The following is a 14717-nucleotide window of genomic DNA, read 5'->3' on the forward strand; positions in this document are numbered from 1 at the left end:
TGCACTCGATTCGAGTGCAGCCCCACTGTTTTGTCTCTATCTGTTCGACAACTCGCCGATGTCGGAAGTCGACACCCGATTCTCGTTCTTGCCGGCATTGCGGAAAGGCGTTCCGACCGTACGGAGGTCGATTCCCTTGGTCTCCTTCATGATCAAGGCGGCAATAAGGGAGAGCAGGCACAGTGCTCCGACGTACACAGAGAACACCCATCCGAGATCTCGCGAGGTCAACCAGGTGTTCAGGTATGGCGCCGTACCGCCGAAGATCGCAACGGACAGCGAGGTAGCGAAGCCGACTCCCATCGCGCGTGCACGGGTCGGGACGAGTTCGGACATGAGCGCCGGATACATCGCGGACGCGCAGCACCATACCGCCAATCCCATCGCCTGCGTCACGAACAAGGTCCACGGCTGGGCGGTAAGGATAGCCGCGATCGGCAGTACGAGGACAGCGCCGGAGATGCCGAAGGCTGCCGCCATGGTACGCCGACCGTACTTGTCCGAGAGGTGACCCGAGAGTGGAAGTAGTGCCAGCACAACGAGTTGGGCAAGCAAGCTTGCAATGAAGGCTCCGTTGGGATCCATTCCCTTCGCTGAAATTGCATACGCTGACGCGAAGGTGGCCCAAGTGTAGTAGGCCGCGTTCTGCCCCGCAGACAGCATGAGAATCAGCACACCGATCTTGACAATGTCCTTTCGTGCGATCGGAGGTGCCGTGGCTGCAGAATCCGAATTCTCTTCGAAGTGAGGCGATTCGGATGCTGCACGACGCAAGAACAATGCGTAGAGACCGAGTACGGCCCCGATGGCGAAAGCAATTCGCCATCCGTATCTGCTCATGTCGTCTTTTCCGAGGATCCCCGTCAACAATGCTGCGACGAGAGTCGCCAGCATTACTCCGAAGGTGACAGCCGTGAATACCGAACTGCCCCAGAGACCTCGGCGATCTCGAGGCGAGATCTCACCGACGTAGGTGTAGGAAACGCCGGCCTCCCCTCCATGCGCGAGGCCCTGCGTCAGACGTGCAATCAAGAGCGCGAGCGACGCCCACACCCCAATGCTCTCGTAGCTCGGGATCAATGCAATTGCCAGGCTTGCAACGGCCATCAGGCACATCGTGAGCACCATCGTGAATTTTCGACCCTTGCGGTCCGCCAGGCGCCCGAAGACAAGGCCACCGAACGGCCTCGCCACGAATCCGACTGCGAACACCGCAAGTGTCGACAGCAGGGCAGAAGTGGGATCGCTGTCATCGAAGAAGTTCGAGGCCAGGTATGTGGAGAAGATTGCGTACAGAGTCCAATCGAACCATTCGAGGATGTTTCCGGACACGGCTGCCCGGAGCGAACGGGCGCGATCTAGTGCGGGGGTTTCTTCCGGAGGTGCAGAGCTGTTCATGTGAGCCTTCTCGAGATGTCAGTATGTTTGTCGTTCAACAAGTTCGCTGGATATGGGCGTTCAGCCCATATGGAGTCCGCCGTTCACATGAATCACTTCGCCGTGCACGAAACTCGCGGCTGGACTGCACAAGAACCCGACCACGGAAGCAACCTCGGCGGCGCGGCCGAATCGGCCCATCGGCGTCGAACGGATGAGGTGGTCGTTTTGGCTGTTGACCAAATTTGCAGTCATCGGTGTTTCGATGATGCCGGGCGATACTGCATTGACTCGGATCGATCCGCCCAGTTCCCAAGCGAGACTGCGAGTGAAAGCGAGTAGTCCACCTTTTGACGCCGCGTAGTGAGCGTGATTTCGACTGCCGCGATGGCCTGCCATGGATGTCAGATTGACGATCGAGCTGCCGTCACGCATCACCGGAATGGCGGCGCGTGTCAAATACATTGCCCCGTCGAGGTTGACGGACATGACCGTCCGCCATTGCTGGTCGGTCATCAACTCCACTGACTGTTCGGGATAGATCCCCGCAGCGACGATCAGATGGTCGATCCCCCCGAAATGCCTTTGCGCAACCGCAACGAAGTGATCATTGCTTTCAGGTGAAGCAGCATCGAGTTCGGTTGTCGCTATACGATTTCCGTCAGGATCCAGGGAGGCTCTGATTGCGGAGAGTGCTTGTGTATCCAGGTCGCCGAGTACCAGATTCGCCCCTGCTGCGTACATCTGCTCGGATACCTGCCTGGCAATTCCGCCTGCGGCTCCGGATATTGCAATGGTGCGATCGGTGAAGTCGTACAAGTCGCTTTCCTTTGATCAGCGCACTTTCGACGAACCTCCCGGCGAAGAATCAGGATGGGTGCTGTCGAAAAGTTCGGGATGCTTGGTTAATTCGGTTCTGGTTCTTCGTATGTGGCCGGTCAGGCACCGTTCGGCATCGATCTCGTCTTTGCGCACGATGGCTTCGATCAGTAAGCGATGTTCGTAGTTGATGACCCAGGTTCGATCGGGACCCGTCAGTCGGGCATATGCCCGACGGTAATGCTGAGTGGTATTCCAAAACCGCGTCACCATAGTTATCAACTGAGGAATCTCGCAACCGCTGTAAGTGAGTAGATGCAACTCCCGGTCCAGTACCAGGAATCGGTCTACGTCCTCGTTGGCTTCGATCTCTTCCTGGATACTCCAGAGTCGATCATGCACACTGCTGTTCAGATGCGGGATGCTCTCCGCCAGCGCCATGGGCTCGATACGTTCGCGAATGCGATACACGAAATCGCATTCCTGCATATCCATCGAGGACACCCACGCGCCGCTGTTCGCCTTCAGTTCGACCAGGCCTTCGGATTCGAGCATGCGCAGCGCTTCTCGCACCGGTAGTCGACTCGCGCCGAGTCGTTCGGCTATCTCCTCCTGGCGGATTCGAACTCCGGGGAGTAGGCGTCCGGAAAGTATGTCTTCGCGGATATGGGCAGCGATGCGGTGGCTCGCGACCGTGGTGGGGCCGTTCGCAGAATCGGCTTCGGACAACGGTGCTCCTCGAGATGGGGGACGGGCGCAGTTCTGCTCGGCCACGGATCGAGCGGGTGCCGGAGTTCATTGTTCACTGCGGACATGCGTGATGGTGTTCGGGATGATCCGTGTCGCGGATTGGATCCAATTGTGCCTGTTTGCATGTTTGACCGCGGTTGCGATCTGGGTCGAATGCTTCACCGCTTTGGATCCAATCGCTTAAGTTTGCATGCCGGACAAAACTCACAGCTCGTATGCTGCGCGGTGTTGCACCAGTTCGTCAAGTGGGGCAGGCCACATTTGCTTCCGATAGAGACCTGGTCGGGTTTGCGAATGGATCCATTCGATGGCAATGTGAGCCCAACACGGAAAGTGGACCGCCCCGCGCGAGTCCCTCCGCGCTGTCCAGACGCGCTGCCAAAGCTTGGCCGTCCAAAGGCCTGATCCGGAGACTGACTATGACCACGCACAAGAAACTCACCGCAGCATCACCATGGGTGGAACTGGCAACATCGAACAAGGACTGGGATGCGGCCGCCCCGTCGCTTCTCGCCACGATGCTGGCTCAGACGATCTTGATCCGATCCTTCGAGGAATACGTCCTGGAGTTGGCGGGGAAGGGACTGATCCACGGTCCGGCCCACTCCAGCATCGGACAAGAGGGTGGGGCTGTGGGGTCGATCGTCGGCCTCACATCCGCTGACTCCATCAACGGTTCCCACCGCGGACATCATCAGTTCCTTGCCAAGGCGCTGGCCCATGTGGCTGTCGACGGTTTGGATCCGACCGCTGAACTCTCGCCAGAGGTCCGTACCGTACTGACCCGCAGCCTCGCAGAGATCTGTGGTCTGTCGCGCGGCTACTGCCGTGGTCGTGGCGGGTCCATGCACCTGCAGTGGAAAGAAGCCGGCGCGATGGGTACGAATGCGATCGTCGGAGGCGGGGTACCGCAAGCTGCAGGGTTTGCCTGGGCGCACCGTCAGGCAGGAACCGATGCCGTCGCAGTAACCTATTTCGGTGATGGCGCGGTCAACATCGGTTCGGTACTCGAATCGTTCAATCTGGCAGCGGCATGGGATCTTCCGATCTGCTTCTTCATCGAGAACAACCAATATGCGGTTTCCACACATGTCGCGGAAGCGACCGGTGAACCGCGATTGTCGGCACGCGGGCTCGGGTTCAACATTCCTAGTTGGAAGGTTGACGGTATGGACCCACTTGCGGTCCACCTCGCGATGCAGGAGGCCCTCACCCATATGCGTTCGGGTAAGGGCCCGACGATCATCGAAGCTGATGTCTACCGCTTCTTTCACCAGAACGGTCCATTCCCGGGCAGCGCTTTCGGCTATCGCACGAAGGACGAAGAAAAGGCCTGGAAAAAGCGCGATCCGCTTCGTCTGCTCACCGATCAAGTAGTCCGTCGGAAGCTGCTGACGGAAGCCGACGTAGCCAAGGCGGTCGCGCAAGCCTCCCGAGTAATGCAGGAGATCGGTGGCGAGCTGCTGGAAACAGTGCCAGGGGGCAAGCCTGGCGAGGCCAGAATCAAGGCATCGGAATGGCCGGATGTGAACTTCGTCGATGTCGGGATACGTGGTGATCTCAGTGAGTTCGGGGGTGCCCGATTCGTCGAGCCGGAGGAGTTCGCCGGCGAGATGGTCGATCGGAAGTTCATCGACGTCGTGGCGGAGGTAATGGACCGTCGCATGGACGCCGACAACTCCATCGTCGTGATGGGTGAGGACATTCATCGCTTGAAGGGCGGAACGAACGGCGCTACAAAAGGATTGGCTGATCGATACCCGGGCAGAGTGCTCGGCACTCCGATCAGTGAGAATGCGTTCGCAGGCCTCGGTGGCGGAATCGCATTGGACGGACGGTACAAACCAGTCGTCGAATTCATGTACGCCGATTTCATGTGGGTGGCAGCCGACCAGATCTTCAATCAGATCGGAAAGGCGCGACACATGTTCGGAGGGGACAGCAACGTTCCATTCGTATTGCGCAGCAAGGTCGCTATGGGGACCGGCTACGGCTCGCAACATTCCATGGACCCTGCCGGCGTGTTTGCAACTGCCCCGGGATGGCGCATCGTCGCACCGTCCACGCCGTACGACTACATCGGCTTGATGAACAGCGCTTTGCAATGCAACGACCCGGTGGTGGTCATCGAGCACGTAGACCTATATGGCACGAGCGGCCAGGCGCCGACCGATGACTACGACTACTTCCTGCCGGTCGGGAAGGCCGCAGTGCGTCGGCGCGGAAGCGATCTCACGATCATTTCCTACCTGTCGATGGTGGGGCATTGCCTCGAGGCAGTGGATGAAATCGGGACAGTCGATGCCGAGGTCATCGATCTCCGTTGGCTCGACCAAGCGAGTATCGACTGGGACACCATTGGCGAAAGCATCAGAAAGACCAACAACGTGGTCATCGCTGAGCAAGGAGCATACGGAACGTCATACGGCGGCTGGCTCAGTGATGAAATCCAGCGCCGATTCTTCGATTGGCTTGATCAGCCCATCCAGCGAGTGACGGGGTCTGAGGCATCGCCGAGCATCAGCAAAGTGCTCGAACGTGCGGCAATTGCACAGACGGATGAAGTGGTCGAAGCGTTGAAGAGGATCACTCGATCGTGAAGCGACCGAACCGAACCCACTTACCCTCATCGGCAGAAATTCTCTAGGAGCAATCAACCGCCATGGCGACATTACTGCGCATGCCAGAGGTGGCAGCCGGAGCTACCACCGTAATCCTCTCCGAGTGGCCGCTTGCTGTCGATTCGGAATTCGATGTCGACGAACCGTTGGCCGTTCTCGAAACGGACAAAGCGACGGTTGAGATCGAGGCCGAGTCCGCGGGTGTACTTGTACACACATTCGTCGAACCAGGGACATCCGTCGAGGTCGGTGCACCGATCGCCGTCCTCGCTGATCGGGGCGAAGTCGTAAAGGATATTGCGGCATTGCTGGCCGAGCTCGGGGTCCGTGATGCCCATGGGTGCTCTGCCAAGCCTGAAACATCCAATGCTGTAGACGAACCCGACGGTACGTCGCCTCCGACCGTGCCGGGCGAGAAAGTGGCCGATGAGAGGGCGCCGCGAATTTTCGCGAGTCCCTTGGCGCGACGCCTAGCGGAATCGGCAGGGCTGAACCTCGGTGACATCGTGGGATCGGGCCCGAACGGACGCGTCGTACGTAACGATGTCGATGCCGCAATAGCAGTAAAGGGCGCTTCGGCACAGGCCGTCGCAGTGAAAGATGTTGGTGTCAAGGACGCTGGTGTCAAGGGCCATGGCTCTGCCTTCACGGACACACCGCACACGAGACTTCGGCGTGCAATTGCTGCTCGGCTGACATCGAGTAAGCAGACACAGCCCCATTTCTACATCTCTGGTTCTGCTCGGGTCGATGCGTTGCTGGAGGCGCGCAGGCAGCTCAACGAAGTCAGCGCTTCCAAGGTGTCGGTCAACGATCTGTTGATCAAAGCGATGGCGAAGGCGCATACGCTGGTGCCGGAGATGAACTCGATCTGGGTCGAAGACGCAGTGAGAACCTTTGCCAAGGTGGATATTTCGATCGCGATAGATTCCGATCGCGGATTGCTTACTCCCGTTCTGCGCGGGGTCGACGCCATGTCCATTTCCGAAATTGCTAGCGCTACAAAAGATTTAGTAGCGAGAGCAGGTGCAGGGAAGATTCGGCAGGACGAACTCGAAGGTGGGTCGACGACGATCTCGAACCTCGGGATGTTCGGGGTCGAGGAATTTTCGGCCATAATCAACCCTCCTCAATCGTCGATTCTTGCAATTGGAGCAGCGACCGAGCAGCCCGTTGTCGTGGCGGGACGGCTGGAGGTCGGGACGGTCCTACGAGTGATTCTCTCGGTTGATCATCGTCCGATCGACGGGGCGATCGCCGCGAAGTGGATGAAGCATTTCACCACAGTTCTCGAGAACCCGATCCAGATCTTCGGCTGAGCAGACATCGCGAGAAAGTGGGAGGCACAGGTATGAATTCACACTACGACGTGGTCGTACTCGGAGCTGGGCCCGGTGGCTACGTTGCGGCCATCAGGGCCGCGCAGTTGGGGCTCTCCACTGCTGTGGTCGAGGAAAAGTACTGGGGTGGCGTATGTCTGAACGTCGGATGCATTCCGTCGAAGGCACTGCTACGGCACGCGGAGATTGCGCACCTGGTGACCGACGGAGCCTCGATGTTCGGAATCGAAGGTGTCACTTCGGTTGACTTCGGGGTTGCGTTCGACCGCAGTCGATCTGTTGCGGACGGCCGAACCAAGGGCGTCAATTACCTGATGAAGAAGAACGGTATTCGGCAGTACAACGGTCGCGGCGTATTTCGTGGACCGAATACCCTTGAGGTATCGGGGGTCGATTCCGCGACGATAACTTTCAACAACGTGATTATCGCCAGTGGAGCAGAGCCACGGCTACTTCCAGGCACGACTCGCAGCGACAATGTAGTCACGTATGAGGAGCAGATTCTCACTCGCGAGCTGCCGAAGAGCGTGGTCATCGCCGGTGCAGGAGCGATCGGTGTGGAATTCGCCTATGTCCTGAACAGTTTCGGAGTTGACGTCACGCTGGTCGAGTACGCAGAGCGGATCCTTCCGCTGGAAGATGCGGATGTATCTGCCGAACTGTCGAAGCGATACAAGAAATCCGGGATCACGATTCTGGTTTCCACTGGGGTGGAGGAGATCGTCGATTCGGGTGGCCAGGTCAAGGTAGTAGTGAGGCAGGGTGGCGAGGCGCGAACGCTGCTCACGGACAAGGTGATCCAAGCGATCGGATTTGTTCCGCGGACCGACGGCTACGGCCTCGAGACGACAGGCGTCGAACTGACCGAGCGAGGAGCCGTGATGGTCGACGAGTACATGCGTACTTCAGTGCCCGGAATCTTCGCAATCGGCGACGTCACCGCACAGTTGATGCTCGCTCACGTCGCAGAGGCCCAGGGCGTGGTCGCGGCTGAGACGATTGCCTGCGTAGACACCGTCCCTGTCGACTACCCAATGATTCCCCGCGCAACTTTCTGCCAACCCCAAGTTGCCAGCTTCGGATGGACGGAGCAGCAAGCGAGGGACAAGGCCGACACCATGGGCTGGGATGTCAAGGTGGCTACCTTTCCGTTCAGTGCCAACGGCAAGGCGCATGGTCTAGGGGATGCTGTCGGGTTCGTGAAGCTGATCAGCGACGATACGTACGGTGAGTTGCTCGGTGGACATCTGATCGGACCGGAAGTGACCGAGTTATTGCCAGAGCTGACGCTCGCTCAGAAATTCGAACTGACAGTTGAAGACCTCGTACGCAACGTTCACGCTCACCCGACACTGAGTGAGGCGCTGCAGGAGGCTTTCCACGGGCTTGCCGGACACATGATCAATCTGTGAACGGACTGCTGTTGAATTGGTCCGATAACCGAACCGAACGAGGAGTGGCAAGTGATAGGCGTCAAGGCAGACTCGCTCCCTGAGCCCCTGCGGGGAAACGCGGTGGCACAGATCGCCATGATTGTGCCTGATCTGGAATCGGCCGTTGCGCTGTGGAGCGGCATTCTCGGCCGAGACGATTGGTCGATCTACACGTATGGGCCCGACAACGTTCCGGAGTTGAGCTACCGAGGTGAGGAAGGACGGTTCGGCATGCGCTTGGCTTTTGTCGGTGTCGGTCCCCAAATCGAGCTGATCGAACTCCTCGAAGGCCCCAGCTCGTACCACGAATGGCAATCGCGTCACGGTTTCGGATTGCACCATCTGGGTTTTGTCGTCCCGTCGATCAAGGACGCGATGATCGAAATGGCGGAACACGACGTCGATTTGATTCAGTCGGGGTACGGCTATGGGGCGAACGGGGACGGAGGTTTTGCGTACTACGACACTCAGGATTCGGTCGGCGCGATTGTCGAGCTCATCGAGGTTCCATCGATCCGACGACCATCCGAGGTTCTGTAGAAGCCGCGTCGATGAGCGCGGTGTAGACACGCTCCGGCTCTTCGGCGATGCGATTGAGTACGTACAGCCACCACTGTGTTCCGAAGATGACGTATTCGCGTGTGGTGAAGCCCGCGGCTCGGAGTGCGTCCAGTTGCTCGGTACCGAGACCAAGCAGCATCTCGAACTCCACGTGGTCGGCTCTGAGCTTCGAATCATGCTCGGCGCGTAATGCTTCGAGGATGTCGCGGTCATGCGTCGCGATGGAAACCTGGTGACCCGATTCGACAATTCGGGCTGCGTAGTCGAGATACGCGCTGCGCAGTTCGGCACTACCGCGCGGGTAGGCGACGGATTCGGCTTCGAGGAAGGCGCCCTTCACGAGACGGATGCGGCCGGGTCGGTCCAGCAGAGCGGCGAGATCCTTTGCGGTCCGGTGCAGTCGGGCCTGAACGGTGATCCCCACGTGAGTGAAGCGCTCGGCCAGCCGCGCGTGCATGTCGAGGACCAGGTCGGTGCGATCGGACGCTTCGGCGGAGATGATCAGCTCGGCACCTGCGCGTTCCGTGGCCTCGGCCAGGCGCACGACATTGCGAAAGCACTGCTCCGGATCGATTACCAAGCCGATGTGCGAGAGGTCGAACGACACGGTGCTCTCGACACCCGACGTGCCGATTCGTTCGGCGAGTTCCACGAAAACATCGGTTTCGGCGTTCGCGAGCTCGGGATCCCGGACGCTTTCCCCGGTGTATTCGATGCTCGCCTTGTGTCCTCGCGCGAAGATCGAGGGGAGGCGGTCGAAAGCGTCGTCGATGGTTTCGCCGCCGATGTAGCGAGCGGCGACTTTCCGTGCGAGAGCTGCAGTCGCAGCGTCCGCCATGGTGCGTTCTTTCAGGGATTCGTCGAGTGCGAGGCGGCGTAGGACGTCTGCGGCCTGGGCTTGTAGATCCGTGTTCACGGCTTCAGCGTATCCGGACGAGGGTGCGGGAATTATTCTCCAGACCCTTGCGTTCGATCTATTGTCGATATATCGTCGATACGTCAAACAAACACAGACAGCCCAGGAGGACAACATGTACGCCCCACACAACAACCCAGAAATGCAAGAACGTCGCGAGCATGGCCGCCGAGGCCCGCATCGCGGACACGGTTTCCGTCGAGGATTCGATGGAGAGCGCCCCGAGGGTCGCTTCGAAGACCGAGCAGAAGGACGCCCCGAAGGCCGACGCGGTCGCGAAGGTCAGCGCGGATTTGGTCGTCCCGACCAGCGCGGACACGGTTGGCCGGGCTTTGGTGAAGCCGGCGCAGCGCTCCGTCCCGCGATGGGTCTACTCCGAGGTGCCGCTGTCGCGGTAGCCGCAGGTGGGACCGCTGAGCAGGTCGCCAAGGCAGAGGCAATTCTTGCCGAGGCACGCCGTGCACTGTTCGAGATGCTGGCGGAAAAGCCGGCTGACGTGCAGCAGGCTCACGCAGAATCTACCGACACACTGCCGGCAGAGTGATCACGGCGCTCAGGCGCCGACGGTGACTTCCTCGCTGTTCATGCCGGAAACGTGGCCGTCGGCGCCCTCTCGCCAGTACCCGACAACATTGTGCTTGTCGCGAGCAATTCCTCGAACTTCCCTCAGATGCTTACGAATACGACGGCTGGTTGCGCTTTCGCACGCCACCCACGCGTAGACGTCGGCCGATTCGGATTCGGGAAACTCGACCTTCTCCACAGCTTCGAACAGCGCGCTCGGCGCCTTTCCGAGGCCACTCCCCACGAGCCACGTGTACGTGACGTCGCCGCGAGTGACAAATTCCTGTCGATCCTCTTCGGTTTCGACCTCGATGATCGCCTGTGCGACATCGCCCTCTCGAAGTTCTTCAACAATCCTGCCCAGTCCGGGGAGACCCGTGGCGTCTGCGACCAGCAACTGCCAGCGAGGACCCGCCGGTGCTTGGTAGTGGGACCGCGAACTGTCCGACCAGAAGACGCCTAGTAGGTGACCTGGTTCGGCCCGCAGGGCCCAATCCGCTGCAATACCGCCAGGGTGCACGACGAAGTCGATGTCCAGACGTCGGCCGCCGTCGTGCACCTTGCGCACGGTGTAGTGCCGCCACGGTGGCTCGGTTCCGAGATCGGCCTTGCCGTAGTCGGGATTGTTGAAGTAGTCGTAATCTGCTTCTGTTTCACCGGGTTTCGGGAACGCAATATCGATGCGCTCGTCGCCTTGTCCGCCGGTCGGCCAGTGCCAGTCACCTTCTGCCTCGATGCTGATTCGCCGCATGTGCGGGGTCAGGGACGTGACGGTGACAACGCGGGCGGGTTCGCAGAAAGACATGCCTCGACCCTATTGGTCCTGCGTGTCGAAGTGGAGACAGATGCTGTCGCAAGACGGACATCGAAAGCAGCTGAAAACGCCAGCGTATGCCCCGAGGCATGGTTATTCCCCGGTGCATACGCTGGCATTTTCAGTTATGGCCGTTCAGGCGGCTGTCGGCGGGCTGTTCCCGCCGATCGGCTGCTGATACGGATCAACGGACATCGGTGGATAGAACACCGTCTTCCGATCGGGGCCGATCTCGACCCGCCATTCGGTGTGGTGCAGTGTCCGATGATGGTGACCGCACAACAAGATCAGGTTGTCGAGATCTGTTGGGCCACCATCACCCCAGTGAACAATATGGTGGGCATCGCACCACCCCGACGGAGTCCCACACCCTGGAAACGCACAACCGCCATCCCGAACCGCAAGAGCCCGCCGCTGCGGCACCGTTGCTGTTCTCGCTTCCTTGCCGCAGTCGAGCGGAACACCGTTCTCGTCCAGGAGGATCCGGGTGACGGTGCAGTCGCAGGCGAGCATCCGTGCGGTGTCGATACTGATCGGGCCCACCCAATCCGTCCACGCGAACCCCAACTCCTCGGTGGACGGCAACAGGTCTTTCAGAACTTTAAGGTCCGTCATGTCTTTCGCGGACGCGGTGACCGTGATGTGTGGTTTCACGCCGCCTTCGATCGGACCCAACCCCGCTCGCTCGTACCGGCGCAACAGTTCGCAGAACCCGTCCGCCCGTCGTAATGCAGGCGTGCGGGTGTCCTTGACACCGTCTTTCTCCGGTGTCGGAGCGGACAGGCTCGACAGAAACGTGATCAACCGTGCCCCGTTGACCGCATCCAGATCGCCCTTCACAGTGACCCGCCCGTACAAGCCTTTCGAGGCGTAGAACTCGTTGCGTTCGGAATCTTCCCCGACCGGAACGCCGTCCTCGCGTTTTCCGTACTGCTTCTCGATTCGGCGGATCGCTGCCCGCACCGCATCACAATCCGCAATGTTCCTCGACGCCAACGACAACAAGATCCCGCGGGCCTTGTCCACATCCGCCGGGGTCATGTTCTTCGGTGGATGCTGACAAAACGACGCCACCTGCCGGGCCTTCAACGCATCAACATCACCCCGGTGAAACGCATCCGCCACAACAGGTTCGAGCATCAACAACCGCGCCAACCCGACCAGCAGACTGCACTCACCGATCTCCAAATTCGTCGAACCATGCAACCACTGCGCGATCGCCCGAAAACCCTTCCCGCCGAGAACCTCACGGGAAAACATCTCCACGATCAGCAACACCATCCGCGACTGCAACTCGTGCCGGGCGCGCACCAGATCGAGAACCTCACTCTTGAGGTCCTCGCCATCCAGCTGCCATGCTTCCCGACTGTCCATACCGAAAGTCTAATCGAACAAACTTTCGATAACCAGAGACAAAACGGACAACTTCGGTAACCGTAGAAGTTTGAGAATTGTTGAAATGCATCAGTATTCGAGCAAGTTTTTCACTCCACCCGCGTATTCGCTCGTGGCGAGAGAGCGCCGGTTCGTGCGTTGGCGTTTCTATGCATTTGTTTTAGAATTCGGCGTATCAGACTGTCCGACTGAGAACGTTGGCGGCGAAGGTGTTGATCGGTCATGTTGGGCCCTGGTACTAGTCCAGTTTGGTTGGCGACCTCAATTTGCCCCGCTTGAATTGTCCAAAGCCTCAGATCGAACCCAGCTCCCGCGCACGAGCTACCGCCGACGTCCGCGACTTCACGCCCAACTTGCCGAAGATGTGGACCAGATGCGATTTGACCGTGGTCTCGCTCAGGAAAAGTTCTTTACCGATCTCTCGGTTGGATCGACCCGCCGCCACCAACTTCAGCACTTCGATTTCCCTTGGACTAAGGCTGGTTTCGGGTTTGCGTACCCGAGTCATGAGCTTCGACGCGATGGCAGGGGAGAGAACGCTGTCCCCGCTCGCAGCGGCGCGGACGGCCGACAGCAACTCGACCGGGGGTGTGTCCTTGAGTAGATAGCCGCTGGCTCCGGCTTCGACGGCGCTCAAGATATCCGCGTCCGTGTCGTAGTTGGTCACAACGAGTACGTGCGGCGGATTCGGCAGCGCGCATACCGCGCGGGTGGCGTCGACCCCGGTCTTGCCTGGCCCGAACCGCAGGTCCATGAGCACGAGGTCGACCGGCGTGGTGGCGCAGAAGGCTATGGCTTCCTCGGCGGTCCCTGCTTCGCCGACCACCTCGATGTCGGATTCGCTTTCGAGCAGCGCTCGCAGCCCGGCGCGCACGATCGCGTGATCGTCGGCGAGCAGCAGGCGGATCACTGTTCACCGACATCGAGGGGAAAGGTCACCGCGACGGCCGTGTGTCCCGGCTCCGACTCGATGGAGAACGTTCCGCCCTGCAGTTCGACGCGTCGTCGAATTGCGTTGAGGCCAAAAGATTCCGCCGGTCCACGTTCGAGAACTTCCACGTCGAAGCCGCGGCCGTTGTCGACCACGTCGAGGCTGACGGTGTTGTCGGAATACGTCAGTGTCACAGCCATTCTGGTTGCATCCGCGTGGCGGAGAACATTGGACACCGCACCCTGGGCGATGCGCACCAGGGTTGCTTCGAGGGGCATCGGCAGCCGGATTGCCTCACCCTCGACCACGGATCGCGCTTCCAGTTCGGGACTGCTCGCGCGTTCACAGATTCGACGAAGCGCATCGGCGAGCGACTGACCGTCCAGGGCCGCGGGTGTCAATTCGGCTATGAGTTGGCGGGTTTCGGCAAGACTGTCCGCTGCAGTTTCCCGTGCGAGGCTGATCTGTCGGATGGCCGGGCTCTCCGGATCGGCGCGTTCGGCAGCGTGGAGGAGCATCTGGATGCTCGAAAGTCCTTGGGCCACGGTGTCGTGGATCTCGGCCGCGAGCCTTTCACGTTCGGCGAATTTTCCGGCATCGCGAGACGTCGACGCCAATTCTTCACGGGTGTTCATCAATTCGTCGATGAGACGACCGCGCTCGGCTGCCTCCCGGTACAGCGCTTGGTATCCGAGACCGATAGCAACGGCTACGGCGGCGCCGATGATCGGTCCGACGGCGCCGGCCACTGTCCACCCGCGATGCAATCCGGTGCCGATCACGGCGACAGCCGTTGCCGCGGTGACGGCCAGCAGGCTCCAGGGGCGCCGCAGAATATGGAGATAGAGGAAGAAGAGTCCGAACGCGAGGTAGGCGGCGTCGGCGGATACCGCCATCGTCGCGATCCAGACGAGGGTCAGCACGGCCAGCCACCAGCGGGCAGCGTTGCCGCGCAGCCTTTTGGCAACCCCGAAAAGATAGACGGCAACAAAGATCACGGCCAACGCGATGATTGTTGCGGTCAGGTCGGATTCGTCGATCAGCGCTCGAAGAAACACCACACCGGCCAGCGCCATGACAAGGACATGCAGGCCCAGTTGTAGGCCGGCGAAGACAGGCGTGAGCGGAGATCGGTGCATCTCGCCCAGCTTAGCGAGGTTCGGGCCTGGTTCATCCATCAAAAGTTGTAAACCGGG

Annotated in this window: 13 protein-coding genes; 5 read left to right on the forward strand and 8 right to left on the reverse strand. The window is 59.9% G+C overall.

The annotated features are described in order from the left end of the window. Positions 1-36 precede the first annotated feature (36 nt). From QMA15_RS03310 to QMA15_RS03320, 3 genes are read right to left on the reverse strand one after another with little or no spacing between them, the layout of a single operon-like run. Positions 37-1398, reverse strand: coding sequence for an MFS transporter (locus tag QMA15_RS03310; RefSeq protein ID WP_256065317.1), 1362 nt, complete (start codon positions 1396-1398; stop codon positions 37-39). 60 nt (positions 1399-1458) lie between these two features. Next, positions 1459-2196 (reverse strand): SDR family NAD(P)-dependent oxidoreductase, encoded by a 738-nt coding sequence (locus QMA15_RS03315; RefSeq protein WP_019746288.1) that lies wholly within the window; start codon positions 2194-2196, stop codon positions 1459-1461. Positions 2197-2211: 15 nt separating this feature from the next. Continuing rightward, entirely contained in the window at positions 2212-2925 is a 714-nt protein-coding gene (locus QMA15_RS03320) for a GntR family transcriptional regulator (protein ID WP_256065318.1), read from the reverse strand. Between the two features lie 440 nt (positions 2926-3365). Between QMA15_RS03320 and QMA15_RS03325 the strand changes: the two genes are divergently transcribed. From QMA15_RS03325 to QMA15_RS03340, 4 genes are all read left to right on the forward strand, one after another. Further along, positions 3366-5546 carry an alpha-ketoacid dehydrogenase subunit alpha/beta gene (locus QMA15_RS03325; protein ID WP_029537334.1) on the forward strand — a complete coding sequence of 727 codons (2181 nt, stop codon included), beginning with the start codon at positions 3366-3368 and terminating at the stop codon, positions 5544-5546. Positions 5547-5626: 80 nt separating this feature from the next. Next, on the forward strand, positions 5627-6886 hold the full coding sequence (locus tag QMA15_RS03330) for a dihydrolipoamide acetyltransferase family protein (protein WP_290283669.1): 1260 nt from the start codon (positions 5627-5629) through the stop codon (positions 6884-6886). A 32-nt stretch (positions 6887-6918) separates the two neighbouring features. Beyond that, positions 6919-8319 carry a dihydrolipoyl dehydrogenase gene (gene lpdA, locus QMA15_RS03335; protein WP_290283670.1) on the forward strand — a complete coding sequence of 467 codons (1401 nt, stop codon included), beginning with the start codon at positions 6919-6921 and terminating at the stop codon, positions 8317-8319. Positions 8320-8370: 51 nt separating this feature from the next. Beyond that, positions 8371-8880, forward strand: a complete 510-nt coding sequence (locus tag QMA15_RS03340) for a VOC family protein (protein ID WP_019746293.1) — start codon at positions 8371-8373, stop codon at positions 8878-8880. On the opposite strand, the gene QMA15_RS03345 is transcribed toward QMA15_RS03340, so the two are convergent. Next, positions 8837-9817 (reverse strand): proline dehydrogenase family protein, encoded by a 981-nt coding sequence (locus tag QMA15_RS03345; protein ID WP_290283671.1) that lies wholly within the window; start codon positions 9815-9817, stop codon positions 8837-8839. The genes QMA15_RS03340 and QMA15_RS03345 overlap by 44 nt on opposite strands. Before the next feature lie 115 nt (positions 9818-9932). Here QMA15_RS03345 and QMA15_RS03350 point away from each other — a divergent pair, with 115 nt between their 5' ends. After that, positions 9933-10361 carry a hypothetical protein gene (locus QMA15_RS03350; RefSeq protein ID WP_290283672.1) on the forward strand — a complete coding sequence of 143 codons (429 nt, stop codon included), beginning with the start codon at positions 9933-9935 and terminating at the stop codon, positions 10359-10361. A 9-nt stretch (positions 10362-10370) separates the two neighbouring features. Here QMA15_RS03350 and QMA15_RS03355 read toward each other — a convergent pair whose 3' ends face one another. From QMA15_RS03355 to QMA15_RS03370, 4 genes are all read right to left on the reverse strand, one after another. Next, on the reverse strand, positions 10371-11186 hold the full coding sequence (locus QMA15_RS03355; protein ID WP_030536654.1) for a siderophore-interacting protein: 816 nt from the start codon (positions 11184-11186) through the stop codon (positions 10371-10373). 144 nt (positions 11187-11330) lie between these two features. Further along, positions 11331-12569, reverse strand: coding sequence for an HNH endonuclease signature motif containing protein (locus QMA15_RS03360; RefSeq protein WP_290283674.1), 1239 nt, complete (start codon positions 12567-12569; stop codon positions 11331-11333). Between the two features lie 313 nt (positions 12570-12882). Then, positions 12883-13500 (reverse strand): response regulator transcription factor, encoded by a 618-nt coding sequence (locus tag QMA15_RS03365; RefSeq protein WP_019746299.1) that lies wholly within the window; start codon positions 13498-13500, stop codon positions 12883-12885. Then, complete coding sequence (locus QMA15_RS03370; protein WP_021332670.1) at positions 13497-14699, reverse strand: sensor histidine kinase; 1203 nt, start codon at positions 14697-14699, stop codon at positions 13497-13499. Before QMA15_RS03370 ends, QMA15_RS03365 begins: the two co-directional genes overlap by 4 nt. Between the last annotated feature and the right edge of the window lie 18 nt (positions 14700-14717).

Origin of the sequence: Rhodococcus sp. APC 3903, assembly GCF_030407755.1 — a bacterium.
GTDB lineage: Bacteria > Actinomycetota > Actinomycetes > Mycobacteriales > Mycobacteriaceae > Rhodococcus_F > Rhodococcus_F erythropolis.

Coding starts and splice junctions, on each gene's coding strand:
- QMA15_RS03350 (WP_290283672.1), top strand. CDS start 9,933: ATGTACGCCCCACACAACAACCCAGAAATGCAAGAACGTCGCGAGCAT.
- QMA15_RS03360 (WP_290283674.1), bottom strand. CDS start 12,569: ATGGACAGTCGGGAAGCATGGCAGCTGGATGGCGAGGACCTCAAGAGT.
- QMA15_RS03370 (WP_021332670.1), bottom strand. CDS start 14,699: ATGGATGAACCAGGCCCGAACCTCGCTAAGCTGGGCGAGATGCACCGA.
- QMA15_RS03330 (WP_290283669.1), top strand. CDS start 5,627: ATGCCAGAGGTGGCAGCCGGAGCTACCACCGTAATCCTCTCCGAGTGG.
- QMA15_RS03325 (WP_029537334.1), top strand. CDS start 3,366: ATGACCACGCACAAGAAACTCACCGCAGCATCACCATGGGTGGAACTG.
- lpdA (WP_290283670.1), top strand. CDS start 6,919: ATGAATTCACACTACGACGTGGTCGTACTCGGAGCTGGGCCCGGTGGC.
- QMA15_RS03310 (WP_256065317.1), bottom strand. CDS start 1,398: ATGAACAGCTCTGCACCTCCGGAAGAAACCCCCGCACTAGATCGCGCC.
- QMA15_RS03355 (WP_030536654.1), bottom strand. CDS start 11,186: ATGTCTTTCTGCGAACCCGCCCGCGTTGTCACCGTCACGTCCCTGACC.